This window comes from Synechococcus sp. BIOS-U3-1, assembly GCF_014279975.1.
In the GTDB taxonomy this organism is placed as follows: Bacteria; Cyanobacteriota; Cyanobacteriia; order PCC-6307; family Cyanobiaceae; genus Synechococcus_C.
In genome coordinates, this window is the sequence record NZ_CP047936.1 from 483,413 (window position 1) to 508,668 (window position 25,256).

The following is a 25,256-nucleotide window of genomic DNA, read 5'->3' on the forward strand; positions in this document are numbered from 1 at the left end:
ACTCCTCAGGACTCAGGGAAGAGTTGGATGGAGTTGCCCTCAGCGAGGCGTACCACGGCCTTTTTCACCTGAGAGCGCTTGCCGGCATATTTGCCGATCCGACGACTGCGGCGGGGAGGATTCATGGTGCTCACGCCGGTGACCTTGACATCGAACAACTGCTCGACAGCAGCTTTAATGTCTGGCTTGGCAGCTCGGTGGTCCACTTCGAAGGTGTACTGGTTGAGTTCCAGTGCTCGGGTGGCTTTTTCTGTAATCAGGGGCCTGCGGATCACATCCGCCAGGCGTCCCGTGAAGCGCTCAGTCATCTCCGTAGACCTCCTGGATGGTTGCGAGTGCCTCTTCGCCCAGCACCAATGAATTGGCGTGGAGCAGATCGAAGACGTTGAGCTGGTCTGCCGCGATCAGCTTCACCTTCTCGAGGTTGCGAACAGAACGCCGCAAAACCTCATTGGGGGAGTTCAGCACGATCAGAACCTTGGCGTCGGCAGCAACTCCGAGGCGCCCAAGTGCGTCAACGACTTGACGGGTTTTTGGAGCTTCAAGCGCTGTTCCAAAATCCTTCACCACAATCACGTCGTCGATGCGTGCCATCAGCGCGGTGCGCAGGGCCAAACGACGTTCCTTGCGGTTCATCGCAAGGTTGTAGGTGCGTGGCTTTGGACCAAACACGATGCCGCCACCGGGACGCAGAGGAGTACGGATCGATCCCTGACGAGCACGACCGGTTCCTTTCTGCTTGTAGGGCTTGCGTCCGCCACCACGTACTTCCGCACGGGTGAGGGTGCTGGCGGTTCCCTGACGGCTATGAGCCTGCTGGCGCAGCACTGCGCGGTGCATCAGGTCGACTGCGGTGGTTTCCTTGGCCACCTTCAGGTCCAGAGACGCCTTACCGGCTTCCTTGCCCTGCCAGTCACGAACAACACAATTGGCCATCACTTACCTCCTTTGGCGGGCTTTGCACCCACACGATTGGCGGGTCGGATGTTCAACAGCGATCCAGGCTTGCCAGGAACAGAACCCTTCACTACGAGCAGGTTGCGGTCGCTGTCCACCTTGAGGATCGTGAGGGCCCGAGTGGTGATTTTCTTGCCGCCGTAGCGACCAGCCATCCGTTTGCCGGGGTAAATGCGACCAGGTGTCGTGCCGGCACCGATTGAACCAGGCTCGCGATGATTCTTCGAGCCGTGGGTCATCGGACCTCGGCTGAAGCCATGACGCTTTTGGTAGCCGGCGAAGCCACGCCCCATGGTGTCGCCGCTGACGTCGACCTTCTGGCCTGCCTCGAAATCACCCACGGTGATGGCGCTACCCAGCTCGAGACCATTCAGGTCGTCAACGCGATATTCGTGCAGGTGGCGGAGTAGACCTTCGCCGGATTTGGCGAGGTGACCCTTGGCTGGCTTGTTGATCAGCTTTTCGCGTATTTCGCCAAAGCCGATCTGTACGGCTGCATAGCCGTCAGTTTCACTGGTCTTGAGTTGGGTGATCCGGCAAGGCCCCGCCTCGATCAAGGTGACCGGGACGGCTTTGCCTTGCTCATCGAAGAATTGGGACATACCCAGCTTCTTCCCAAGGATGCCGATGGACATGGGAGGTAATGACGCCAGCGTGAATAACCTCAGCCTTTGCAACTTGACGCTGCTGGAGCTGTGGCCTGAAGGGCGCTGATTGAAATGACGCAGTCATGGCCGAATGCTTCAACGGAAAGCGTTGCTGCAATTCAGATTGGGGCTAGCGAGCGAATCAGCTGGCTGGGACTTAATCAACCTGAGAGGTCGGTAGTTTCCCGGCAATTCAACGAATGGAATCGTTGAAGTGCACTGGCCTGACGATCCGGCGCACACGCCGGACCTGCTCTTGGAACTGGAGGCCCGGCTAGCGGACGGGCACAGATCGGCAGAGCGAAAGAAAACACTACACCACTGCCTTCCGGCTTCCATTCATCCCTGATCAGCTGCCAGACTCACACCATCTGAACTGATTCCATGCCGCTGTTGCTTTCAGGTCGGGGTTTCCGCCGTGAACTGGAATCTGCCGGTGTCATGGCAGTCCATGCTCCCCTAGAAGGTGGCGCAGAAACGCGTCTGCTCAGGCGACTTCGCGCAGCCGGTTATCGAACACAGATTTCTTCGGCAAGGGGTCTCGGGGATCCGGAGGTGTTTCTCTTTCAGAAACATGGCGTACGACCTCCACACTTGGGACATCAAAGCGTTGGACGTGGTGCGGCGGTCGGGGAGGTGCAAGAGGTCATGCCACAGCTTGGAGAAATGTTGCTTGGCAACAAGCCTGTAGTGCTTTGGCTCATCGAGGGGCAGGTGCTATCTCGTTCGGAATTGCTTTCTCTCTGTGACCTTTGCCGGCGTGAGCCGCGTTTGAAGGTGGTGGTGGAAATGGGTGGTGCGCGCAGTCTGCGCTGGCAGCCGATGACACGGCTGCTGGGAGCCTGAACGCCTGTCTTCTGCCGGTCACTGGTTTACAGGGCGCCGGTGATGAGGCCCTCGGTGAGGGTCGTTGGGTCAAGTTGATCTGCGGGGCCAGCAATCAGGATCTGGCTGCAGTCGCTGATCTTTGCGCCCTGTATGCCGTTGCAGGCGTTCAGTGTGTTGACGTGGCAGCCGACTCAGCTGTGGTGAACGCTGCGCGCACGGGTCTCAACTGGGCCCGAGAACGCACCGGTTACTCCCCATGGTTAATGGTCAGTGTCAGCGACGGTCGCGATGCCCATTTTCGTAAGGCTGTCTTTGATCCTTCCCGCTGCCCTTCTGACTGTGCGCGACCCTGCGAGAGGGTCTGCCCAGCTGATGCCATTCAATTTGGGCCCGGTGTCGACCCCAACCGTTGCTACGGCTGTGGGCGCTGTTTACCGGCCTGCCCCCTGGGCCTGATTGAAACCTCCGATCACCGGGTGGGGCTCGACAACCTCGCCCATCTGCTGACGGAGCTTCAACCCGATGCACTTGAGGTTCACACTGCACCTGGGCGTGCGCTGGACTTTGATCGCACGCTTAATCAGGTTGTAGCTGCCTCGATTCCACTGCGAAGGCTTGCGGTGAGCTGCGGCCTTGAGGGGCATGGCTTGCGCCCCGAAGACCTGGTCACGGAGCTCTGGGGGCGCCACGAGGCCCTGCGCAAACATGGGTTTCGTCCTCTCTGGCAGCTTGATGGGCGGCCGATGAGTGGCGATGTCGGTGCAGGCACGGCTCGTGCGGCCCTGCGGCTCTGGCAGCAGGTTCGGACCAGCGCACCTCCAGGGCCGTTGCAGTTGGCGGGAGGAACCAATGGCGCGACCATTGGCCTGCTGGATGCTCTTGGTCTGCCGCGTTCCAGTGGTCCGGCCGGTGTCGCGTTCGGGGGCATGGCACGTTCGATTGTGCAACCTCTTCTGCAGGAGGCGGAATCGCGCCGAAGCACTCTGCGGGACTGGCCCTTGGGCTGGGACAGAGCTCTGGCGCTGGCGCGGGATCTTGTGATTCCCTGGCTTTCTCGCCCCTGACTGTCTCGATTAGGGACTTAGTCCTGCTAGAAGGCGTTCAGGTCCTGATGAGCACTGGGAGCCTGGGCCATGAGTACCGAGCGCATCACCGATGACTTGCAACGGCTGCTCGCGCTGTTGCCAACTGAAGTACAAGAGTTACTTGCATCCGCTGACCGACGGGATCAGCTGCTGGAGGTCGTGCTCGATCTCGGTCGGATTCCTGAAGCTCGTTATCCAGGTCGTTCGGTTGAACTCGGTGAGCGCTGCCTCGAGCCCCAGGATCTTCAGGAGATGGTGAGCAGGATCGGTCAATTCGGTGCCGATAATCGAGCAGGTATTGAGCGAACACTGCACCGCATCAGTGCCATCCGTAATCGGAGAGGTGATGTCATTGGCCTCACCTGTCGAGTTGGACGTGCCGTTTTCGGAACAGTCGCCATCGTTCGCGATTTGCTCGATAGCGGAGAGTCATTGCTGCTGATGGGACGCCCCGGTGTGGGTAAGACCACAGCTCTGAGGGAAATTGCCCGTGTTCTCGCAGATGATCTGCACAAGCGGGTCGTTGTAATCGACACCAGTAATGAAATTGCTGGTGACGGAGATATTCCACATCCAGCCATCGGACGTGCCAGGCGTATGCAGGTGGCCAGGCCGGAACTCCAGCATCAGGTGATGATCGAAGCGGTGGAAAACCACATGCCTGAGGTCATCGTGATTGATGAGATCGGCACTGAGCTGGAAGCTCAGGCCGCACGCACGATCGCTGAGCGGGGGGTGATGCTTGTAGCCACCGCCCATGGCAATGCTCTCGTCAATCTGATCAAGAATCCGACGCTGTGCGATTTAGTTGGGGGGATTGAGTCCGTCACCCTGGGTGACGATGAGGCACGCCGACGCCGAACACAGAAAACGGTTCTGGAGCGTGCTGCTGAACCCACCTTCCCGCTCGCAGTGGAGATGCACAGCCGTCATCGCTGGTCCGTCCATGACGACGTTGGACGCACGGTGGATCTGTTGCTGCGGGGACAGAGCCCCAGACCTCAGGAACGTGAACTCATGGCGGATGGCGATGTCAGGCTGATCGACCCAGAGCCGTCAACACCGCAACCTCCTCAGCGGCGGCCAGCTCTGGCGGTTGTCCCTTTGCCCGATCCTGGCCGTTCCGTTCGCAGGAACAATGATCAACAGAAGCCTCCCATTGCTGAGGCCCCGCGTGAGGCAAAGCTGCACGTGCTCTGTTGCGGTCTCAGCAGGCAGCGACTGGAAGAGGCTGTCCGCTGCCATGGATGGCCTATCTGTGCCGTGGACGATCTGTCTGCTGCTGATGTGCTGCTGAGTGTGCGTCAGGGTTTGGGACGCCAGCCCGAGCTTCGCCGACAGGCAAGGGAAGCCGGGGTGCCCATTCTTGTGATCAAGTCGGACTCTTTGGCTCAGGTGGAGCGAGCTCTTGAGCGCCTGCTCAACCGCCAGCCTCTGCCAAGGAAGGACCTGGAACCTGAGGGGGGATCAGGTCAGCGGGATCGAGCCGATGCTCTGGCTGCTCTAGAGGAATGCCGTTTGGCAGTGGAGCAGATTGTGATGACGCAGGGTCGACCGGTTGAACTTCTGCCGCGCAATGAGAATGTCCTTCAAATGCAGGCGGATCTTGTGGCGCGTTACAGCCTTCAAAGCGACGTCTATGGATCCAGTGATCAACGCCGGCTCAGGGTTTTCCCCCCATAATCCAAACCCGAAAGCTCGAATGGATTGACGAAGGTCACTCCATTGTGAGTAACTATCTGAACCCCAGAGTTGATCTCCGTAGGGAGTCTCAGCGCTGGCGTCAATGGGCCGTCGCCAAGCGGTAAGGCAGCGGGTTTTGGTCTCGCCATTCCTAGGTTCGAATCCTAGCGGCCCAGTTTTTCTTGATACTTGGTGCTGACCCCCCGTCTGCTGGTCTTTGATTTTGATGGCGTGATTGTGGATGGGATGAACGAGTACTGGTGGAGTGCTCGTCATGCCTGTCTGCGGCTGAATCCCACTGTTGATCTTTCTGAGTCCATACCTCCACAGTTTCGGCAGCTCAGGCCCTGGATTCATCACGGTTGGGAGATGGTGCTGATCGCGGCATTGATCTCTGAGCAACGCGGACCTCTCGAGCAGCTCGGGGTCCAAGCGTTTGTGCACGACTACGCGGCGCATTGCACAGCTGCGCTGGAGCGTTTTCGTTGGAACCCTGTTTTGCTGCAGCAGACTTTGGAGGCGGTGCGGGCCGATGCCGTGCGCGGCGATCGGGACGCTTGGCTGGCTCTGCATCAGCCTTATCCAGGAGTGCCTGAGCGTTTGACCGCTTTTTCGGAAGAGAACATTGCCTGGGCGGTGCTCACCACCAAGGCAAGTGATTTCACCTCCGAGCTACTTGCCTCCATGGGGCTCAAGCCAGAACGGCTGGATGGCCACGAGTCTGGATCGAAGCCTGAGGTGCTGCGCCGCCTGGCCTGCAACTGGAGACTGGACGGTTTTGTTGAGGACCGTCGCCCCACTTTGGAAACTGTTCGCACCACCGCAGGCCTCGAAACCGTGCCCTGCTGGCTTGTCAGCTGGGGATACCTGAGGCCCACGGATGTGACGGATCTCCCCAGTGGAATTCGCCTGCTCAGGCCAGAGCAGTTCGCAACCCCCTTGGCGGACTGGCCCTAATTCGATAACGTACATCTGTACTACGTGAGACGGATGGCCTGGATCGGGGCACTGGATGATTTGTCCGGCCTCTGATCCCACCGAGGCGTCGGTTCATCCGCCGTCCCGATCAGCTGCCTGCGGCGTTCTTCTGCTCCTTAACTGTTTTAGCCATGCCAGCCGACGTGAAAGCCTCCCAGTCCTCCGGTGGAGATGTCCGCCCCGGTGAGCGCGACAAAGCGCTCAATCTCGTGCTCGGTCAAATCGAGCGTAACTTCGGCAAGGGTTCGATCATGCGTCTCGGGGACGCATCCAGGATGCGGGTGGAAACAGTTTCCACAGGAGCCCTAACTCTTGATCTCGCATTAGGTGGTGGGTATCCCAAGGGGCGTGTCGTTGAGGTCTACGGGCCCGAAAGTTCCGGCAAGACCACGCTGACGTTGCATGCCATTGCCGAGGTTCAGCGCAACGGAGGCGTCGCAGCCTTTGTTGATGCAGAGCATGCTCTTGACCCGGTTTATGCCGCATCCCTGGGAGTGGATGTGGAAAATCTGCTGGTATCTCAGCCGGATACAGGCGAGATGGCGCTTGAGATCGTGGATCAGTTGGTCCGTTCCGCAGCTGTCGACATCGTTGTGGTCGACTCTGTGGCCGCTCTTACGCCCCGTGCCGAGATCGAGGGTGAGATGGGCGATCTTGCAGTAGGCAGTCAGGCACGTCTCATGAGCCAAGCGATGCGCAAGATCACCGGCAATATCGGCAAGTCTGGTTGCACGGTGATTTTCCTCAACCAGCTGCGTCTCAAGATTGGTGTCACCTACGGCAATCCAGAAACCACTACTGGTGGTAACGCTCTCAAGTTCTATGCCTCAGTGCGGCTTGACATTCGTCGTATTCAGACGCTTAAGCGCGGCACCGAGGAGTACGGCATTCGCGCCAAGGTGAAGGTGGCCAAAAACAAGGTCGCTCCTCCCTTCCGAATCGCCGAATTCGACATTCTCTTTGGTCGAGGGATCAGCACGCTGGGTTGTGTGCTCGATCTGGCTGAGGAGACGGGTGTCGTCACTCGCAAGGGTGCCTGGTACAGCTATGAGGGCGACAACATCGGGCAGGGTCGTGACAACACCATTGGTTGGCTGGAGCAAAATCCGGAAGCCAAGGACGCCATTGAAGTGTTGGTGCGGCAGAAGCTGACGGAAGGTTCGGAAGTTAAGTCCAATTCCATGCGTCCTCTTGCTGCTGCTGCACGCTCGGCTGCTGCTAAGCCTGTCGATAAGTCTGCTGTGGTTGCTTCGCCGTCGAAGGACGCAGCCTGATTAGCTCTGCAGGAGCTGTGAGGGGCTGCATGCACTGCGGCCCTTTTGCAGATGTTCTGTGATGCGTTGAAGTTCCTGAATAGCTTCAGCCCCTTCGAATTTCACCAGTTCGCGTCCGTTGCGGGATTCGACCCAGCTGATGCCGAAGTCAGAGACCAGGAAGCGCACCATGTGCTCCTCGCCCAGCTCGGCCATGAATGAGGCTCCGCTTCCTTCCTGGCCGTCATTGCAGGTGTAGCAAGTCGCGGTGATGCCCTGTTTTCTGAGATTTGTCGCCAAAGCCTGCAGGCTCATGACCAGATCTTGGACGACCGAGCGGTATTGCTCGGAAAGTCGGAGGAACAAGCAGAGCACCGTTCAGGTGCATATGAGCCTAAAGGTTTCCTTTGGAATTCAGTGTTCCTGGTGAGCGTTCTCGGTTTTACGGGCTGTCGGCAAGTGTCCAGAATCCTGCGGCAGGGCCGATGAAACGAACCACCACCCAGAGAAGCACCAGGGCTGCGATGCCAATCCAGGCGCCTCGCGTTGTGACTGACACGAATTGCGTGGCCTGGGCTCGAGTTAGCGGCAACCAGGCGATAAAACGCTCAGCGTCCTTGGGGTCGGGTTTGCGCTGGCGCGGTGGCAGTCCCTGGCTGGCACGACGTCGTGCTTCTCCCATTTCTGGCCTCACAAGCTGTAGGCCAGCCTAGAAGTGACTGTCAGTCTGGACGAAGTCTCTGCAACGAGTCCCAGGGTTCAAGTGCGCGCAACACCTGCTCTCCCCAGCTGCGTCCGCGTACCCTCCCGTCGAGGATGGCTAGGCGACCGCCGCTGCGTCTCAGAGAGGCAATGGCAGGGATCAGAATCGCCAATGCTTCGGGAAGCAGAAGCGTGCGAAACCAATCACGCCCTTGGCGCTTCAGCGACTCCACGCGAGCTGCGGTGAGTGGGTCCTCCAGACTGGCGATTGGCAGCATGGCCGCAATCAGTTGTTCGGGTTCAGGAAGCAGATGCTGATGGCTTAACCACCAGCTCCAGCTGCAGCAGATCACTCCGTTTGACTCCGGAGCCGTGCTTTCAAGTGTGACCCTGCTGCCGAATTCTGCTGCTAGCTCACTGCAGAGGCGCTGACGCATGCAAGGAGCATCAACTAGAACACCGGTCAATCCAGATCGGCCCAGGATCAGGCGTCGGCTCTGCTCCAGAAGATGGCCAGCAAAAATTTCTGTGTTCGGCAGTGGCTGACGTTTTGGCAGATAGATCGGTAGGGGCTCCCCACGCGGTGCATCGCGCAGATCGAGTCGCAGCTCATCGCTGTCGCTACGAGTCTCTTCGCCATGACGACGACAGCCTCCATCCCCATGAATCAATGTCCAGGGATGTTTCAAGAAGAGTGATGCCAGCGTGATGAGTGGTTCAAGCGGTTGTAGCTGCCAGCTCCACTGAAGGGTGTTCGAATTCACTCGAGCCCAGCTGGCCCATGACGGCTGGTCCATGGACATCAGCTGGCACCAGGGTTCTGGTGTTGAACCCAGTAGCTGCAGCAGATCGCGAACCAGGGTCAGAGCGCTCTCGGGCATGGCGAGGTCGCGGTTTGTTCCGCCACCAAGGACGACAAGCTGGCGGCTCAGGCGTTCATGCAGGTCCATCAAACCCTCTCCGGCGGAGGGAAATGCTGCTCGCAGCTCCTCCCAGTGGCAGGGGTCGATCTTCACGGTCATGGCACGTCGAAGACGGTCTGGCAGCCACTCCGCCTCAGGAATAACTAGGTGGTCGTCAGGACGGAGTTGCCCGCGGCGATGGACATCGAGAAGCTGTTGGGGTGTCAACAGCCAGATCTGTTCCCCGGGAGGGGGTTCAAGTCCGGTCCAGCATCCCAGTTTTAATCCGCTCTCCAGCAGACGAGGTCGTTCCACATGCAGCAATCGCTGGTGTTGAGTCGGGTCAAGAATCAGCACTGTGTGATTGCTGCGCAGGCTGAGTGGCACCAGCAGGGCCAGCCACCAACGGTCGCTGCTACCTGCAGACAATTGGATTCTGGTTCGATCCTGTCGTCGCAGACTCCGGCCTACTAGACGGCTCAGGGTCAGTTGGTGCTCCCATTGACCCGCTTCTCCCCTGAGCAGGTGCTTGAGCTGCTGATGGGCCTGAACTTCCAGCATTCGAGAAGCCTAAGAACCGCCCGGCCGCTCATCGGTTCAGGCTGAGCTGTTCCAATCCCTGCATGGGTGAGCAACATGGGCTGGATGGGGACCGTGGTGATGGATCAGGAGCAGATCGCAGAATTGGCTGGTTTCAGCAGGGTCGGAATTGTGGGCCTTGGCCTGATCGGTGGCTCGATCGGTCTTGATCTGCGTGCTCTTGGGGTCAGCGTTCAGGGCCTTGTGCATCGAGATAGCACAGCGGAACGTGCCCTCCAGCGTGGGCTTGTTGATGCTGTCAGCTGCGATCCTGACTGTCTAAAAAACTGTGATCTTGTTGTGCTGGCTTTGCCGCTGGAGGCCCTGCTGCAGCCTCAAGATGCTCTGCTCAAAGCTCTCCCGTCTGAGGCAGTGATCACGGATGTGGGGTCGGTGAAGGGAGCCGTTCTCGATGTCTGGAGAGGTCGTCACCCACGTTTCGTGGCATCTCATCCGATGGCAGGGACTGCCGAGTCAGGGGTGGATTCTGGTTGCCGTGGTCTGTTTAGAGGACGCGCCTGGGTCGGTACGCCGGAAGCCGACACAGATCCCGAAGCCCTGAAGCAGGTCAGAGCCTTGGCTTGCTCGCTTGGTGCGCACTGGGTCAGTGCGGATCCGCTCATTCATGACCAGGCCGTTGCTTTGATTTCGCATCTACCCGTGATGGTGAGTGCAGCACTGCTACGCGTACTCGGGGAGGAGCGAGACCCCCGTGTGCGTGATTTGGCACGTCAACTGGCCTCCAGCGGTTTCGCAGATACAACTCGAGTTGGTGGAGGCAATCCAGCGCTGGGTACGGCGATGGCTTGCCACAACACCTCTGCGTTGCTGAAGTCTCTTGCTGCCTATCGATGGAGCCTCGAGCAGCTTGAAGAGGCAGTCCTTAACGGCCACTGGGCTCAACTGGAACAGGAGCTGGAGAAGACCCGCTCACTGCGCCCCGGTTTCCTGGAGCACCCATCTCAACCAGCTAAGCCGCAAGATTGAGGGTTAAGCCGCGCGCTGCCATCAATTGCCTGCATGCCATTAATGCGGACAGGCTGACGCCGGCGGTGCCCTCTCCAGGATGAATCGAATCACCGCACAGCCACAGTTGGGGAATTGGTGTGCGGCTGGCCAGTCCGAAGGGCCCAAAGCGACCTGGGCTCTGACCAAGACCTCCCACCACGCCATCCGGTCGACCGGTCCAGTGGGCAAATCCTCGCGGAGTTGCCAATTCCTGATGCAGCCAGGCGTGATCTGGCAGGTTCAGAGCGGAGTTCACGTCCCGACGAATTGAATCCTGAAGCTCTCGTTTGCGCCGCTGGTAAGCCTTCTCATCCATGTCGTGCCAACCCTCCGGTGAGGTGAAGACGCTGGCGATCACGGTGGCCTGGCCCTTCGGAGCTCGACCGTCACCGTCGTGACTGATCGACAAGAAGAGAGATCCAGGGGAGTTGCCGTCGCGCTGGAGGTGTCCGGGGCAATTGTCGGGTAGGTAACGCCGTTCGACACCGCCGTAAAACACGATCGCTCCGCTCGGCGCCTTGAGGGTGTTGAGATGCTTCCGGTAATCGTTGGGCATCTGTTCAAGATCCGGAATCAGTCCTGGTAAGCACTGCGGCGGGAGGCTGCAGATAATCTCCCTGGCTCGCAGGCAGTGCTGCCCTTTCGAAGCCGCTTCAACCGTGACTGACCACCCGGAGTGACCGTCGTTGTGATCCAGTTCCAGAGCGCGATGGCGCAGAAGCACATTCCCACCATCGCGTTCCAGGGCTGTCGCAAGCTGGTCGCTGAGGCTCTGCATCGATCCATGGAGATGCCATAGACCGAGTGGGGCCTGGCACATCTGCAAGACCGTTGCGCCGTAGAGGGCTGCAGTGCGCTCACTCGGTTGCTGTGAATACAGCCGCAGCTGTAGGTCGAGAAAGCGTCGCAGTCGTTGGTCTCCAGCGCATCCACTGAGGGTCAGCAGATCGGAGACCGTCAGCAGAGTGAGGGGGGCGCAAGCCAGATTTCCAGGGGTCAGCGCAGCCAGCGTGCGTCCAAGATCCCAGCCCGTGCGAATTGGCAGCACTGGATCGGCCGCAGCGAACTGCCAGTTCTGACGATGAATCCAGCTGCACAGCTGCCAGAAGCGCTCGCTGCCTGGAAATTGCTGGCTGCGCTCTTGGCGCCAACGCTGAGCGTCGTGCCAGAGATGCACTGGAGGAGACCCGTCATTGAAGTCCACCACGCAGCCAGGGTCGAGCCGTTCGGCTTGCGGAGGTTTGATGTCCAGGTGCTGAAAAAGTCGTGCATGACTACCACCAGGTTCTAGTCCTGCAACCTGTGTGGCACCGACATCAAAGGTGAATGGACCCCGTCGGAACGTTCCAGCACAGCCGCCAAGCTGATGGTGCGCCTCAAGCAGTGTGACGGTCAATCCCTCATGGGCCAGGAGGGCCGCAGCGGTGAGACCGGCAATCCCGCCACCGATCACGATCACGTCCTGGACCTGTTCCATCGCGGCATGCTGGCAGCAGAGTTGGATCAGCGTGGATGCGTGATCAGCTGGAACGCGCCCTGGCGACTGCTGACTTGCTTCAAGGGCGAAAATTGGTTGGTGTACGCAGTGTGGGCGGCAGCAGTGTCGGGTCCACATGGCGGTTGAGCCTGAGCGATGGTGAGGAGCTCTTCGTCAAGGTGGCCCAGACGGCCAACTTGTTGGCTGAACAGTCAGGCCTGCAGGCCTTACGTCACTGGTCTGATCCAGCCTTAATCGAAGTGCCCCAGGTGCTCGGCTGCATACCTCTGTCAGGGCAGTCAGCCTTGGTGATGGCCTGGTGGGATGCCAGCAAGGGCGATCAATTCCGTCTTGGTCAAGGACTGGCGCAACTTCATCGTGCATCGGCTGCTGCCGGACCGGGTTGCTTCGGCTGGGATCACGATGGCTTCATTGGTCTGGGGCCCCAGCCTTCCGGATGGTGTGACAACTGGGGCGATGCGTTCACTCAACTCAGACTTCACCCTCAGCTCTGCCTGGCCATGCAGTGGGGGCTGGCTGCGCAGGATTGGGAGCCACTGCTTGGACCGATCGCTGCTTGGCTGAATCGTCATGCGCCTGAGCCCTGCCTTGTCCATGGCGACCTCTGGGCTGGCAATGCAGCCGTGCTGGCTGACGGTCGTGGTCTGTTGATCGATCCCGCGAGCTGGTGGGCTGATCGTGAAGTCGATCTGGCGATGACCCGTCTGTTCGGTGGCTTCTCTCGTCGATTGATGGAGGGATACTCCAGTGAATGGCCTTTGCCAGCTGGCGCAGAACAGAGAGTTGAGACTCTCAATCTCTATCACCTGTTGAATCACGCCAACCTTTTTGGCGGTGGATACCAACAAAGAAGCCGCGAGATCCTTACGGATCTGCGGCTCTCCTTGCTCTGAAAATTGGGAATGAAACTTGTGTCTCATCCCAGGCGGTTTCAGCCCAAGTACTCCTTTCGCAGCGTCTGAATGCGGGTCAAAAGTTCATTGCGCTTGTCGCTGGTGGTGAGGTTCTTCCAGCTCCATTGGCCCACAACCACAACGCCGAGTAGTTCGAGCAGGCCAGGAACAACAGGCAGCAGGTTGATCGTGTCGAGAATCCCTTTGATCAGGATTTGGGCAACGATCACAGCGGCGAAAATGCCTACAACTTTGCCGATACGCCCTGCCTGGCTCCAGTCGACCTTGTCGAGAGTTTCATTCACCTTGCCTAGGACGTCTTTGTAGCGCTCGGCGAATGCGACGTTGTCGCCTGTGGCGCTTTCAGTCGACTGCGTAGTGGTTTCGTCGCTCATGACGCCTAAGCTGGCTACTAATACTCCGCGACGATATCGGCAAGATCACTGGAATGCCATGCCGGCTCCGTATCGATCTGGATTGTCTGATGATTCTCAGGGCCTCACTAAGTGCTGTGTCACCTGAAGAAGGCTGCGCATTGCTGCTGGGGGAGTCATCTCCTGAACTCAACGTGCGCTTCGTGTGGCCCTGTTGCAATGTCTGGCGCCCTGGTTTCGGCGGATTCAGTGATGTGATCTCGGTGGATGGCGATCAAGCGCCGGTCTCCGTTTCGCGACGATCAAGGTTTGCATTGGACCCTCGTGAGCAGATCGCTGCCCAGCGATGGTCTCGCCAAAGAGGTTGGCGGGTTCTCGGCAGTGCACACTCCCATCCAGAGGGTGATCCGGTGCCGAGTGTGCTGGACAGGCAATGGGCTGCCTGCGCAGGAGTCATGCTCATTGATGCCGGTGTCTCTGGTGTCCGTGCCTGGTGGCTGCAGGGGGCCGAGCAGGGGGGGGGCGACAAGCCTGTCATCGCTCTTTCGATGCTTGTCCACAGTCACGCAATGGTGGGAGACACTGTGAAGTCGAGTCCCGATGGCGCATCTCGGCCTGTGCAATGACGGAACACCTTCCAGATCGTGACCTGAGTGTGCAGGAGCGGGGACGTTATGCCCGTCATCTCACACTCCCGGAGTTTGGGGTCGTCGGCCAGCAGCGGTTGAAAACAGCATCGGTGCTGTGCGTTGGCGCAGGTGGGTTGGGCTCACCTTTATTGATGTACCTAGCGGCGGCTGGTGTTGGTCGTATCGGCATCGTTGACGATGACCGGGTGGAGGTCTCCAACCTGCAGCGGCAGGTGATTCATGCTGAAAGTGGAATCGGCCAGCTCAAGACAGACTCTGCCTGTCAAAGGATCGTGGGTCTTAATTCGCATTGCAGGGTTGAGCAGCATGCTTGTCGGCTCACCACCACGAATGCCATCGAGCTGATCGAGAGCCATGACCTGGTGGTGGATGGGTCCGATAACTTCCCCACGCGCTATCTGATCAACGATGTCTGCGCCTTGCTCAAGAAGCCTTGGGTGTACGGATCTGTTCAGCGTTTCGAGGGGCAGGTCAGTGTTTTTAACCAAGGTCTTCAGTCCCCGGATTACCGCGATCTGGTTCCAGAGCCACCGCCCCCGGGCCTTGTTCCCTCCTGCGCCGATGGAGGTGTAGTTGGGGTGATGCCGGGATTGATCGGGCTGCTCCAGGCCACCGAAACCATCAAGTTGCTGGCAGGAATCGGTGAATCTCTGGATGGGAGGCTGCTGCTTGTGGACGGCTTGACGATGCGTTTCCGCGAGCTCCGTCTGCAGCGTCGCCCCCATCGCCCTCCTATTACGGCTCTGATCGATTACGAGGCGTTCTGTAGCGTCGATGACCCTGGCCGCCTTGAGGGAGCGTCAAGCGTGAAAAGCATTTCCGTGACAGAGCTCAGCGCATTATTTGAAGAGGGTGGAGAGCTTGTGCTGATTGATGTACGCAATCCCTCGGAAACAGAGGTGGCCGCGATTCCTCGATCGCAACTGATTCCACTTGCAACCATCGAGAACGGAGAAGGGATCGACGAGATCCGCGGTCTTGCTGGACAACGTCCGATCTACGTGTACTGCAAGCTGGGAGGACGTTCGGCCCGTGCTGTCGAGCTTTTGTCTGAACATGGCATCGTCGCCACCAACGTGGCGGGAGGGATTGATGCCTGGTCGCAGGAGGTTGATTCTGAAGTCCCCCGTTACTGATCTTCTGAACAGGACTTCAATAATCCACTCCACGCTTGAGATCTACACCTTGTTCGGCGTAGTGCTTGTGGCAGACCATCTCCGAATGGACACTTGCCAGATCGAAGTAGGCCGGTGGGTGTTTGCAGCGGCCTGTGATGATTACTTCAGTTTCGGAAGGCTTGCGCACCAGCGCCTGCACGATGGGCTCGACCGGTAGCAGTTCCAAATCAACGGTGGGATTGAGTTCGTCCAGGATCACGGTCTTATAAAGGCCGCTGGCGATCGCCGCTCTGGCAATTTCCCAAGCACGTTCGGCCTCGACGTAGTCGATCGGCTCCTGTTGACCACGCCAGACGATCGCGTCCCGTCCGGAACGCAGGTGGTCCACCAGGTGCGGGTAGCTCTCACGCAGAGCTGCGATCGCAGCATCTTCGGTGTAGCCGTTACCACCCTTGAGCCACTGCAGGATCAGGACGCGGTGGCTTTTGTCCTGACTGATGCCTCGACCGATCGCCTGAAGTCCCTTGCCTAGGGCGCTGGTGGATTTCCCTTTGCCTTCGCCGGTGTAAATCTCGATTCCACCTGGTGACGGGAATGGAAGCAGCGAATCGTCCTTGGCCTCGATCCGCCTGTGGGCGCGCATCTCGGAGTGCAGATCGGCAATCTGAATCAACGGCTGGGGTGCAGCGCGGCCGGTCACAATGATTTCCATACCCTCCGGTCGTGCGGAGAGGGTCTTCACGACGTCCTTGATGTCGAGCAGCCCGAGATCCAGCAGCGGGTTCAGTTCGTCGAGAACCACCACGGAATAGAGAGCGCTGGCAATGGCGCCTCGCGCAATGTCCCAGCCTCTCTGCGCTTCCTGTTGGTCGAATTTGGTGGCCTCATCAGCGTTGAAGTAGTCAGCACGTCCTGTGCGGACCTGATCGATGAGGTGGGGGAAACCCTGCTGCAATGCTTCGATCGCAGCATCTTCGTCGTAAGCACGGCCAGGTCCTTTGAGAAACCGCAGCAGCAGGACCCGGGTTCGCCGTTGTTCGCAGATACCAAGACCGATGGTGCGCAGCACCACACCAAGTGCAGCTTGGCTCTTGCCTTTGCCTTCTCCGTCGTAGACGTGGAGTTGACCGAGACTGCGTTCACGGCTGTCGGCAGCTGTAACGATGCCGATGCCGGGATTGCTGCGGCGACGTGCTCCGCTGGAGCTATCAGATGACTGGACTGCGTCCATCGTCAATTCTTGGATGGCGCTTCTTACGATCGGAGCATACTGAGATTCCCGTTTTCAGCAGTGGCTTCTGAGACCTTCCGCCTGCTGGAACGACTGTCCATTGACGATGAGCAGCGCCTGAAGCAGCTGCGCCAATGGATCCTGGGTTGCGATCGCGTGTTCGTGGCTTATTCCGGAGGGGTGGACAGCACCTTGGTGGCTGCCATTGCCCAGGAACAGCTTGCCGACTGCGCATGCGCAATCACAGGGGTGTCGCCTTCGCTGGCTCCCCATTTGTTGGCTGAAGCTCGTCAGCAGGCGCATTGGCTGCGAATTCGGCACCTGGAAGTGGAAACCAGGGAGCTCGAAGACCCCGCCTACAGCAGCAACCCCACGGATCGTTGTTATGCCTGCAAGCGCGAGCTGCACAGCCATCTCGCGCCCATTGCTGAGGCGGCTGATGGCGCGAGGGTGCTGGATGGTGTGAACCTTGATGACCTCGGCGATCATCGGCCTGGTCTTCAGGCAGCCAGTGAAGCAGGTGTGGGCTCACCGCTGGCGGATCTGCAGATCGATAAGGCCTGCGTGCGACGACTGTCCAGGGCGTTGGGATTTCCCTGGTGGGATAAGCCAGCTCAGCCGTGCCTGGCTTCACGATTTCCTTATGGGGAACCCATCAGCCATGACCGCCTGAGGCAGGTTGGTTGTGCGGAAGCCTGGCTGATCGAACGGGGCTTCTGCCGCGTCAGAGTCCGATCCCAGGGCCTTTCGGCACGGATCGAGGTTCCTCAGGAGCGGCTTGCCGAACTGCTTGATCCTGAGATTAGGGACCCACTCGTGAGGGTCATGCTCGAACTTGGCTTCACCACTGTGAGCCTTGATTTAGAAGGGTTGGTGAGTGGAAAACTCAACCGGGTCATTCCCGGTTGAGGGGGGGATTCAGCCAGCCTGAACGCTCGGTGTTCGTTCTGCTTCAGCCACTGCCGTGGGTGTTTCACGCAGAAAGCTGCGCATGGCATGGTGATCTGCTCCCAGTTCTTGCCTGAGGTGTTCACAGGCTGACTCTGGCATGGTGTGGTCGCCGCACGTGAACACATCCACTGCGGCGTATCCGTTTTCAGGCCAGGTGTGAATGGAGATATGGGACTCGGCAAGCAACGCGAGACCTGTCACGCCCTGAGGTTCGAATCGGTGAGTGATGAGGTTGAGAAGGGTGGCACCAGCACGTTTCGCTGCCATCGTGATGGTGGTCCTCAGGAAGGCTTCATCGTTGAGCTTGCGCTCATCGCAGCCATAGAGCTCAAGGATGCAATGTTTCCCAACCATGTCAGTCGCACTTGTCTGACTGGGGCTGGAGGCTGAAATGGTCAAAGCGTCGTCCCATCCCGGATTGGGATGCAGGCAGGACAGGGTCTGCTCCATCAGGGCATCGAGACAAATGGCCCCAGACCCTAGCTTTTTCTGATCCCGTTTCTCAAGTGATCGGCATTGAGAATCTGCGAACGCTGCCGCCATTGGCCTTCGAAGGCATCCAGGTGGGTTGCGCTCACCAGGCATTGATGGGAATCGCCCACGGCTTCCAGCAGGGTGAGTTGACGACGCGGATCCAATTCTGCCAACACGTCGTCCAGCAGCAGTAGAGGGGGATGGCCACAGAGTTCACCCACCAATTCCAGTTCGGCCAGCTTCAGTGCCAGCACCACGGTGCGCTGCTGTCCGGCAGAGCCGAAGCGACGAGCTGCAGTGCCATTGAGCATTAGATCGATTTCATCGCGATGGGGGCCAACCCTGCAGCTGCCTAGCCGCTCCTCTTCCGGACGCTGCCGCTGTAGCTGCTCTTCTATGGAGAGCCTCCAGGCTTCTTCGGCCTCTTCCCCTTCCAGCACGCTCCCCGGCGTGTAGCGCAGTTCGAGTTGTTCATGGCCCTGGCTGAGACATTGCTGCCAGGCCGCGGCGAGCGGCTCTAATCGTGCCAGTGCTCGGCGGCGGCGGCGGTGAATGCGTGTGCATACCAGTGCCATCTGGGTGTCGAAGCTGTCCAGGAGCGCGTTCCGTTCCAACGATGTGCCGAGGCCACTTCGTCTCCAGAATTGACTGCGTTGTCGCAGCAGGCGGTTGTAGCGACCAATCAGATCGCCGTAGACCGGTTCCAATTGCAACACGACCCGATCGAGCCACTGACGCCTCAGTGCTGGCTCGCCACGCACCAGATGCAGGTCCAACGCACTAAATCCGACACAGCGCAGCGGGCCGATCAGATCCATTTGACGCTGCAGCAGCTTTCCGTTGCGTCGTGCCTGTCGTCCTCCCCGTCGCCTTAGTTCCAGTTCCACCACATCGTCATCCAGGCAGGTGGCCTTGAGCAGAGCGCGGGAAGCATCCCAGTGGATCAGATCCGCGTCTTGGCTGGATCGATGGGAGCGCAGGCTGCCCAGAAGCTCCACTGATTCGAGCAGGTTGGATTTGCCAACGCCATTGCTGCCGATGACCAGCAGACGGGGGGCATCAATCTCCACCTGCAGCTGGCAGTGGTTGCGGAACTCCTGCAGTTCGAGCCGGAGAAGCCGAATCGGTCCGTGTGCGGTGTGTGGCTAAGGTAACTGGAGCGTGGTTGTTCTTCCAGCCGCCGCGTGGGCATGTAGCTCAGTTGGATAGAGCATCAGATTCCGGTTCTGAGGGTCGGGGGTTCGAGTCCCTCCATGCTCGTGTTCAGAAAGATCGACTGGTCATCGGAGCCGCAGACCCATTGCCCTGATCCCGCCTGGATCGAGAATGAATCCTCGTGATTTGAGGGCATCCAGCGCCTGGGCTGGAGCTGCAATCGAAATGCTGCATCCGGGCAGATCTTTGCGCAGACAAACCAGTGATCGGTGAACGAGCACTGCCAGCAATTGGGATTGATCAGGTCCTGAAGCGGCTGTCAAATTCCAGAGATTGGCATTGAGCGCCCGATCACTGGTGGCTCTCACGAAGCCCACAAGCCGTTGCTCCTCACTGTCGAGGATGCTGAGGTGCCAGATGCTGCGTTGCAGTGCAAGCGGCCACCGTTCAACAGGGTGAGGTTGATCGCCGCAGTCTTCCAGCAAGGCATTGATGCTTTCCCCATCGGGAACGAACTCCATGCTCATGCTGTAGCGCTCAGGGAGCCGTGGAGCGGCGGCCTGTTGGCGAAAGGGAAGTAGTGCCACTCAACCGGTGTTGCGCATGCCGGCGGCGATGCCGTTAATGGTCAGCAGGGCACCGCGCAGAAGCTCGCTGCGGCTGTAGGTCCGACCGTCGCCATCACTTGGAAATTCGCTCATGGGTGGCTGACGGTTCTGATCACGCAGCCGTTTGAGCAGGGCCACCTGCAAAAAACCCAGAGGGACGATTGTGCGGTTGCGCAGGTTTACCGACAGCTGCAGTGCTGGGTCGGCATCCAGCAGCCTTTCCTGTCTGGTGATCTCCAGAACCAGGCGTCGGGTGAGTGTGTATTCATCAGCAATCGTCGTGTAGATCCGTTCAAATGCATCCCTGTGGCTCGCACTGCCAAGGCTGGTCACGTAGTGACGGGCCAGATCCAGATCCACTTTGGAGAGAGTCATCTCTACTTTGGAAATCAGCATCCGGAAGAAGGGCCAGCGCTGGTGAAGGGTGCGCAGCAAGGTCATCTGCTCCGGATCAGCTTGAAGTTCCTCACTCAGTGCTGTGCCCACACCGAACCAGCTGGGCAGCAGGAACCGGCTCTGGGTCCAGCCGAACACCCAGGGAATCGCACGGAGGCTGGATAGATCCCTGGCACCCGATTTGCGTCGTGCTGGACGACTGGAAATCTGCAATTTGCTGATTTCTTCAATCGGAGTCACCTGCTCGAAAAAGGCCACCAGGTCGGGATTGTCATGCACGAGGGCCCGGTAGTGGCGTCGAGAGCATTTCGCCAGTCGAGCCATCAGCTCGTTCCAGCTTGGGGTGGCATCCAGCTGATTGGTCACCAGGCTGTTCTGGACGACTGCTGTGGTGACCGTTTCAAGGTTGTAGAGAGCCAGCTCAGGCAGGCTGTATTTGGACGCCAGCACTTCGCCCTGCTCTGTGATTTTGATGCGTCCCTGCAGGGTGCCGCTCGGTTGGGCCAGGATCGCCTGGTATGCGGGGCCACCGCCTCGACCGACGGATCCTCCACGGCCATGGAACAAACGCAGCGCCACGCCGTTGCGTGCCGCTAGATCCTGCAGTGCAATCTGAGCTTTGTGAATTTCCCAGTTGCTGGAGAGGAAACCAGAGTCCTTATTGCTGTCGGAATACCCGAGCATCAGTTCCTGGAGAGGAAGCCCCTGGCTGCCCACACGAGGCAACAGGTTTCTGTAGAGCGTTGTCTGGAACAGCTCTCCCATCACTTCGGGAGCTCGCTGAAGATCCTCCACCGTTTCGAACAGAGGAACCACCAGCAGATCGGCATGGCCAGTGGAGGAGGGATCCACGAGGCCGGCCTCCTTTGCTAGGAGCAGCACTTCCAGCAAGTCGGAAACGCTGTGACTCATAGAAATCACATAAGTGCGACAGATGCGGCTGCCGAACTCGTCTTGAAGGCGATGCAGCATCCGGAACACATCCACCGTTTCCGCCGTGGTGGCTGACCACTCCACGGCAGAGGGAATCAGCGGTCGACGCGTCTGCAGCTCCTGCAGCAACCAGTTCACGCGCTCCTGCTCATTCAGGTCTCCGTAGGCCTGATCTGGATTGAGATATCGGCTGAGTTCATCGAGGGCGTCACTGTGCCGCGTGCTTTCCTGACGGATATCGAGACCCGCAAGGGAGAAGCCATAGATGTGAACCTGCGTGAGCAAGGTGTCGAGGGGCTCACAGGTGAGATCGGTGCTGACCAGGCTTGTTCGGATCAGCTCAAGATCACTGCGGAATTCCGCTATCGACCCATAGTGCAGAGCCTCACTCGGCTGACTCTCGGGTGCAAACGGCTTGGGGCTCTCAGCCGGAGCCCGCCATCCGGCATCGGCTAGCTGATCGTTTCTCAGCTTGGTGAGACGCAACCGTTCGAGCATGAAGCTCATCTTCAGCCGGTACGGCTCGAGGCGGTAGCGGGTGGCTCGCTTTTCGTAGACCTCCGGGAAGTTGAACCGATCCATTTCCAGTGATTCCAGCAGGGAAGCACTCACCTGACTCCACTGCATCGAGATGCTCAGCTGGTCGCGCAGGCTCTGGACAGCACTGATGTAGCGATCCAGCATCAACTGACGCTGATAACAGGCTGTCCGCCAAGTGATGTCTGTGGTGACGGAAGGGTTGCCGTCGCGATCGGAACCGACCCAGGAGCCGAAGGTGCAGAAAGAGGAGGGGGGTAGCTGTACATCGGGGTAACTGCTGGCGAGTGCGGTGGTCAGCCGGCGTCGCAGCTGTGGCATCGCGTCGAACAGAACCTGCTGGAAATAGTGCAGGGCGTAATCGACCTCATCGAGCACTGATGGCTTGAACTGGTGTAATTCATCTGTGCGCCACCAGAGCCTGATTTCTTCTTCAAGCTGAAGACGGATGCTGTCGGCTTGGCGTGGACTGGTTTCGAAGGCGCTCTCCAGCTGTTGCAACAGGCTGGCTACGCGTCGCTGCTTGTGCCTCACCGTGTGACGCACGATTTCCGTTGGATGGGCTGTAAAGACCAGTCGGATGTCGAGTTCCTGAAGCAGAGTCTCCAGCTGTGCGGGAGGCACGTTCAAGCGCCGCAGGCGTTCAAACAGTTCACTGAACGTGGCGGGTTCTGTCTGGGTTGCCAGCGGTGGAGTGAAGGGATCGACCTGTTCGGCCAGTTCCTGAGAGCGGACGATGCTTTCGAGATAGCTGTCCTCCTCGATGCGCTGCTCGAGGATGTTCACCAGCTGGAAGTACAGGGAGAAGGCTCTAGCGGCCGCAATGGCTTCCGACAGGTCCATGTCTCGGATCAGCGAAACAACCGAATCCGAGCTGATGGCACTGGGTTCGGGTAATGCTGGATCGCTGAGCTGTTTCATGCGCAGCAGGCGTTCAGCCTGTTCAGCGGGACATTCGCTGCGCAGCACGGTTTGCCATAGATCCTCCACGAGAGCCAGGCGCTGTTGCAACAGATGGCCATTGCCGGATGTCTCTTGCACCGCAGCCCTGGGCTGATCGCTCGCAGGAATCATTGCGGGGGAGGAGGACATCGAAAGCGGGTCGGGATCTGGAGTCGTCATGATCATCCCAAAGTGCGTTCTGCCGGCGTGCAAACTCCACGGATCTCCTCTTCTCGCATGGCCGTGATGCTCTCGCGAAGCACCGATTCGATGGTTTCTCCGGAGTGGATGCCCTGCAGCCATCGCATGGCCTGATTGCCTTCTTGCAAAACCATGGCCAGTGGACCGAGTTGCTGCTTCAGTCCGAGCTCCTCAGCCAGCGGCATCACACTCTCGATCAGCTGCTCCAACCAGCTTCTGCAGGAGCGTTCGCGTCCGTCGCGCCAGTTGTGCAGTGTTGCTTCAAGACTGGAGCGGGCCGCGGCGCGATCGTTGCTCATGCTCAGCTCTTCGAGTTGCTGCAGATTGAGTGCACTGCATTGCAGGGGGTCGTGCTGCTCGGGCTCTCGTAATACCTGTTGCACTCTGAGTTCAAGCAGAACGGTCACCGCAATCAGTACTTCGGGGTCGGTGATCAGATCGCAGATGCGTAGCTCGAGACGATTCAGTTGGTGCGGACGGTCCGGTCCGTTTGGTCGCACGGAAGTCCAAAGGTGACGGACGTTGTGCATGGAACCGGCCTCAATCTGCTGATTGGTCCAGGAGATGAAGTGCTGGTGGTCGAGGAAGAGAGGAACGCGGGCCGGCGTAAGTGGGAACTGGAGCCAGCGCTGGGAATGAGCGCCGGTGATGCGGCCATTGAGGAAGGGTGAGCTGGCACTCAAAGACAGCAACAGAGCCGCTTCGCAGCGCACCAGACGCAGCGCAGCGAACAGTTCGGCTGGATTGTCGATCCCCAGATTGATATGGATGCTTGCCGTCACAACTGCCGTGCCGTACGTGGCTTCGATCAGTGAGTGATAGGGGTTCTCAGGGTCTGACCGCTCAAAACGGTTGGTGTCGCCGAGGCTGAGGGTGCTGCCTGGCAGCAGGGTGAGACCTTGCTCCATCAGCCAGTGACGGAGCTTGCGGCGAGGTGTCAGCAGGGCCTCGGCAATCCCGTCGTAATTGGCCTCTGGATCGGTCACATATTCGAGATTGCGGTGATCCGGTTCCGTAACGAAGCCCTCCAGTTCGCGTTTGGCACGGGCTGCGATGCCGACATTGCGTCCATCGGGTCGGCCAGTGAACAGCTCGACTTCAAAGCCTTTGAGCAACCTGTTTCGGTTCATGCTTCGACGTCCTCGAGACAGGCCAGCGCTGTGAGCAATCCGCGCGCCTTGTTGAGTGTTTCCTGATACTCCGCCTCTGGCTGGGAATCGGCCACAATTCCCGCTCCGGCCTGCACCTGCAGGGTCCATCCGCCGTCGGATCTGGGTTTGACCACCATGGTGCGGATGGTGATGGCGGTGTTGAGTGCTCCGGCCAGATCGACCGAGCCATAGACCCCGGAGTAGGGACCACGGGCGTCTGGTTCAAGGTCGTGGATGAGCTGCATCGCCCTGATCTTGGGAGCTCCGCTCACGGTTCCTGCCGGAAAGGAGGCCATCATCAGATCCCAGATGTCCTTGCCAGGGGCAAGACGGCCTTCCACTTCGCTCACGATGTGCATGACGTGGGAATAACGCTCGATCACCATCAATTCGCGCACGGAGACCGAACCGGGCGCACAGACCCGGCCCAGGTCATTGCGGCCCAAGTCGACGAGCATCACGTGCTCGGCGCGCTCCTTGGGATCGGCCAGCAGTTCGGCTTCGAAGTTTCGGTCCTCCACAGGATTACTGCCTCGGGGTCTTGTGCCGGCAATCGGTCGCAGCACCGTGCGGATCCCGCCCTGATCCGGTTCTGCCTTCACCATCACCTCAGGACTGGAGCCGATCAGCTGCCAGTCACCGAAGTCGAAAAACGCCATGTATGGAGAGGGGTTGATCATCCGCAGGCTGCGATACAAATCCAGCGGTGGATGATTGACATCCGCGCTCAGACGCTGACTCACCACCAGCTGGAAGGCATCACCAGCAGCGATGTGGTCTCGCGCCTGATCCACCGCTTGATGGAAATCCTCTCGGGTGCGATTGCTTCTGGTCTCTGGAGTTGCTCCTCGGTCTGGCCTCCAGTTGAGAGGCCGCACGGGCGGCAAGGGGGCTGCCATGCGTTCGCGCAATGTGTTGATGCGTGCCATCGCCCCTTCCCAGGCCTCCTCAGGGCTTGCGGCTGCATTGCGCTGTCCGCTGAGATCCCCGTAGGCGACAGCGGTAATCAGCCGTTTGACCTGGTCAAAGATCAGGATGCTGTCCATCAGCATCCACAATCCATCGGGTGGACCATCGGCGATCGCAGGATGAACAGGAACGCTGGGCTCGATCCAGCGGATTAGCTCGTATCCCCACATTCCATAGAGCTGGCCGAGCGGAGGTAGTCCCGGCAGTGTCGCCGGCCGGTAAGGCTCAAGACAGCTTCTCAGGCAATTGAAGGGGTTTCCGCTGTAGGTCTCGTGGTGATTGTCCCGCCAAGTCCGCTCCAGCCCGTCGCGAGCGGCTGACAACGTCCAGAGAGGGTCGCAGGCCACCACACTCCAGCGGCCCAGTGTTTCGCCACCTTCGACAGACTCGAGCAAGACACCAGGTGGACGTTGGTCGCCGACCTTCAACCAGGTCGTCAGCGGTGTCTCCAGATCTGCTGGCCAGCTACAGGCCACTGGGATCAAGGTTGCGCCTGATTCAGCGGCTTGCAGAAAGGCTTTGCGGTCGGGACTGAGCATGAAGAAGTCGTCGA

The 25,256-nt window shown here is 59.2% G+C and carries 25 protein-coding genes and 2 tRNA genes; 12 read left to right on the forward strand and 15 right to left on the reverse strand.

Translation table 11 applies throughout. From position 1 onward, the window contains the following. Positions 1–5: 5 nt before the first annotated feature. From SynBIOSU31_RS02300 to rplC, 3 genes are read right to left on the reverse strand one after another with little or no spacing between them, the layout of a single operon-like run. On the reverse strand, positions 6–308 hold the full coding sequence (locus SynBIOSU31_RS02300) for a 50S ribosomal protein L23 (RefSeq protein ID WP_186491769.1): 303 nt from the start codon (positions 306–308) through the stop codon (positions 6–8). Then, complete coding sequence (gene rplD, locus SynBIOSU31_RS02305) at positions 301–936, reverse strand: 50S ribosomal protein L4 (protein WP_186491770.1); 636 nt, start codon at positions 934–936, stop codon at positions 301–303. Before rplD ends, SynBIOSU31_RS02300 begins: the two co-directional genes overlap by 8 nt. Next, complete coding sequence (gene rplC, locus SynBIOSU31_RS02310) at positions 936–1,592, reverse strand: 50S ribosomal protein L3 (RefSeq protein ID WP_186491771.1); 657 nt, start codon at positions 1,590–1,592, stop codon at positions 936–938. The genes rplD and rplC overlap by 1 nt, the downstream gene beginning before the upstream one ends. A gap of 396 nt (positions 1,593–1,988) precedes the next feature. Here rplC and SynBIOSU31_RS02315 point away from each other — a divergent pair, with 396 nt between their 5' ends. The 6 genes from SynBIOSU31_RS02315 (at position 1,989) to recA (ending at position 7,452) form a co-directional block, all read left to right on the forward strand. After that, a complete protein-coding gene (locus tag SynBIOSU31_RS02315; protein WP_186491772.1) occupies positions 1,989–2,450 on the forward strand; it encodes an NAD(P)H-quinone oxidoreductase subunit N in 462 nt (153 codons plus the stop codon). A gap of 74 nt (positions 2,451–2,524) precedes the next feature. After that, a complete protein-coding gene (locus SynBIOSU31_RS02320) occupies positions 2,525–3,496 on the forward strand; it encodes a Light dependent period protein LdpA domain-containing protein (RefSeq protein ID WP_255477311.1) in 972 nt (323 codons plus the stop codon). Positions 3,497–3,565: 69 nt separating this feature from the next. Further along, on the forward strand, positions 3,566–5,200 hold the full coding sequence (locus SynBIOSU31_RS02325) for an AAA family ATPase (RefSeq protein ID WP_186491773.1): 1,635 nt from the start codon (positions 3,566–3,568) through the stop codon (positions 5,198–5,200). 104 nt (positions 5,201–5,304) lie between these two features. Beyond that, positions 5,305–5,376, forward strand: a tRNA-Gln gene (locus tag SynBIOSU31_RS02330). Between the two features lie 16 nt (positions 5,377–5,392). After that, positions 5,393–6,157 carry an HAD family hydrolase gene (locus SynBIOSU31_RS02335; protein WP_370593656.1) on the forward strand — a complete coding sequence of 255 codons (765 nt, stop codon included), beginning with the start codon at positions 5,393–5,395 and terminating at the stop codon, positions 6,155–6,157. Positions 6,158–6,309: 152 nt separating this feature from the next. After that, on the forward strand, positions 6,310–7,452 hold the full coding sequence (gene recA / locus SynBIOSU31_RS02340; RefSeq protein WP_186491775.1) for a recombinase RecA: 1,143 nt from the start codon (positions 6,310–6,312) through the stop codon (positions 7,450–7,452). Here recA and SynBIOSU31_RS02345 read toward each other — a convergent pair whose 3' ends face one another. The 3 genes from SynBIOSU31_RS02345 to SynBIOSU31_RS02355 all read right to left on the reverse strand — a co-directional run bounded on the left by SynBIOSU31_RS02345 (position 7,453) and on the right by SynBIOSU31_RS02355 (position 9,596). Continuing rightward, positions 7,453–7,797, reverse strand: coding sequence for a DUF1815 family protein (locus tag SynBIOSU31_RS02345; RefSeq protein ID WP_186491777.1), 345 nt, complete (start codon positions 7,795–7,797; stop codon positions 7,453–7,455). Positions 7,798–7,873: 76 nt separating this feature from the next. After that, positions 7,874–8,113 carry a DUF2839 domain-containing protein gene (locus SynBIOSU31_RS02350; RefSeq protein WP_186491779.1) on the reverse strand — a complete coding sequence of 80 codons (240 nt, stop codon included), beginning with the start codon at positions 8,111–8,113 and terminating at the stop codon, positions 7,874–7,876. 40 nt (positions 8,114–8,153) lie between these two features. Then, the gene (locus SynBIOSU31_RS02355; RefSeq protein ID WP_186491780.1) at positions 8,154–9,596 is read right to left on the reverse strand and encodes a helicase; all 1,443 of its coding nucleotides are present in this window, start codon (positions 9,594–9,596) and stop codon (positions 8,154–8,156) included. Between the two features lie 84 nt (positions 9,597–9,680). Between SynBIOSU31_RS02355 and SynBIOSU31_RS02360 the strand changes: the two genes are divergently transcribed. Next, complete coding sequence (locus SynBIOSU31_RS02360) at positions 9,681–10,601, forward strand: prephenate/arogenate dehydrogenase (protein ID WP_186492786.1); 921 nt, start codon at positions 9,681–9,683, stop codon at positions 10,599–10,601. Here SynBIOSU31_RS02360 and crtD read toward each other — a convergent pair. After that, positions 10,585–12,099, reverse strand: a complete 1,515-nt coding sequence (gene crtD, locus SynBIOSU31_RS02365; RefSeq protein WP_186491781.1) for a C-3',4' desaturase CrtD — start codon at positions 12,097–12,099, stop codon at positions 10,585–10,587. The two genes, SynBIOSU31_RS02360 and crtD, sit on opposite strands and share 17 nt — an antisense overlap. Positions 12,100–12,134: 35 nt before the next feature. Between crtD and SynBIOSU31_RS02370 the strand changes: the two genes are divergently transcribed. Beyond that, the gene (locus tag SynBIOSU31_RS02370) at positions 12,135–13,013 is read left to right on the forward strand and encodes a fructosamine kinase family protein (RefSeq protein ID WP_186491782.1); all 879 of its coding nucleotides are present in this window, start codon (positions 12,135–12,137) and stop codon (positions 13,011–13,013) included. A 38-nt stretch (positions 13,014–13,051) separates the two neighbouring features. On the opposite strand, the gene SynBIOSU31_RS02375 is transcribed toward SynBIOSU31_RS02370, so the two are convergent. After that, positions 13,052–13,408 carry a CAAD domain-containing protein gene (locus SynBIOSU31_RS02375; protein WP_186491783.1) on the reverse strand — a complete coding sequence of 119 codons (357 nt, stop codon included), beginning with the start codon at positions 13,406–13,408 and terminating at the stop codon, positions 13,052–13,054. 89 nt (positions 13,409–13,497) lie between these two features. Between SynBIOSU31_RS02375 and SynBIOSU31_RS02380 the strand changes: the two genes are divergently transcribed. Both SynBIOSU31_RS02380 and moeB read left to right on the forward strand, forming a co-directional pair. Beyond that, positions 13,498–14,013: a M67 family metallopeptidase gene (locus tag SynBIOSU31_RS02380; RefSeq protein WP_255477312.1), complete on the forward strand. Its 516-nt coding sequence runs from the start codon at positions 13,498–13,500 to the stop codon at positions 14,011–14,013. After that, entirely contained in the window at positions 14,010–15,173 is a 1,164-nt protein-coding gene (moeB, locus tag SynBIOSU31_RS02385) for a molybdopterin-synthase adenylyltransferase MoeB (protein WP_186491785.1), read from the forward strand. Before SynBIOSU31_RS02380 ends, moeB begins: the two co-directional genes overlap by 4 nt. 16 nt (positions 15,174–15,189) lie before the next feature. On the opposite strand, the gene SynBIOSU31_RS02390 is transcribed toward moeB, so the two are convergent. Continuing rightward, a complete protein-coding gene (locus SynBIOSU31_RS02390; RefSeq protein WP_186491786.1) occupies positions 15,190–16,386 on the reverse strand; it encodes a cob(I)yrinic acid a,c-diamide adenosyltransferase in 1,197 nt (398 codons plus the stop codon). A 60-nt stretch (positions 16,387–16,446) separates the two neighbouring features. Between SynBIOSU31_RS02390 and larE the strand changes: the two genes are divergently transcribed. After that, positions 16,447–17,295 carry an ATP-dependent sacrificial sulfur transferase LarE gene (gene larE, locus SynBIOSU31_RS02395; protein WP_186491791.1) on the forward strand — a complete coding sequence of 283 codons (849 nt, stop codon included), beginning with the start codon at positions 16,447–16,449 and terminating at the stop codon, positions 17,293–17,295. A 9-nt stretch (positions 17,296–17,304) separates the two neighbouring features. On the opposite strand, the gene speD is transcribed toward larE, so the two are convergent. Together speD and recF are read right to left on the reverse strand one after the other, a co-directional pair. After that, positions 17,305–17,787 (reverse strand): adenosylmethionine decarboxylase, encoded by a 483-nt coding sequence (speD, locus tag SynBIOSU31_RS02400; RefSeq protein ID WP_186491792.1) that lies wholly within the window; start codon positions 17,785–17,787, stop codon positions 17,305–17,307. Between the two features lie 29 nt (positions 17,788–17,816). Continuing rightward, positions 17,817–18,914: a DNA replication/repair protein RecF gene (gene recF, locus SynBIOSU31_RS02405; protein WP_370593699.1), complete on the reverse strand. Its 1,098-nt coding sequence runs from the start codon at positions 18,912–18,914 to the stop codon at positions 17,817–17,819. Positions 18,915–18,997: 83 nt separating this feature from the next. Here recF and SynBIOSU31_RS02410 point away from each other — a divergent pair. Next, positions 18,998–19,071, forward strand: a tRNA-Arg gene (locus SynBIOSU31_RS02410). Between the two features lie 20 nt (positions 19,072–19,091). Here the strand turns inward: SynBIOSU31_RS02410 and SynBIOSU31_RS02415 are convergent. Genes SynBIOSU31_RS02415 through SynBIOSU31_RS02430 form a run of 4 tightly spaced genes read right to left on the reverse strand, consistent with a single transcriptional unit; the run spans position 19,092 to position 25,242 of the window. Continuing rightward, positions 19,092–19,553, reverse strand: a complete 462-nt coding sequence (locus SynBIOSU31_RS02415) for an N-acetyltransferase (RefSeq protein WP_186491793.1) — start codon at positions 19,551–19,553, stop codon at positions 19,092–19,094. Further along, positions 19,554–22,568: a phosphoenolpyruvate carboxylase gene (ppc, locus tag SynBIOSU31_RS02420; protein ID WP_186491794.1), complete on the reverse strand. Its 3,015-nt coding sequence runs from the start codon at positions 22,566–22,568 to the stop codon at positions 19,554–19,556. It abuts the gene before it with no gap. Then, positions 22,565–23,713 (reverse strand): glutamate--cysteine ligase, encoded by a 1,149-nt coding sequence (gene gshA / locus SynBIOSU31_RS02425; RefSeq protein ID WP_186491796.1) that lies wholly within the window; start codon positions 23,711–23,713, stop codon positions 22,565–22,567. Before gshA ends, ppc begins: the two co-directional genes overlap by 4 nt. Continuing rightward, positions 23,710–25,242, reverse strand: a complete 1,533-nt coding sequence (locus SynBIOSU31_RS02430) for an anthranilate synthase component I family protein (RefSeq protein WP_186491798.1) — start codon at positions 25,240–25,242, stop codon at positions 23,710–23,712. The genes gshA and SynBIOSU31_RS02430 overlap by 4 nt, the downstream gene beginning before the upstream one ends. Positions 25,243–25,256 lie beyond the last annotated feature (14 nt).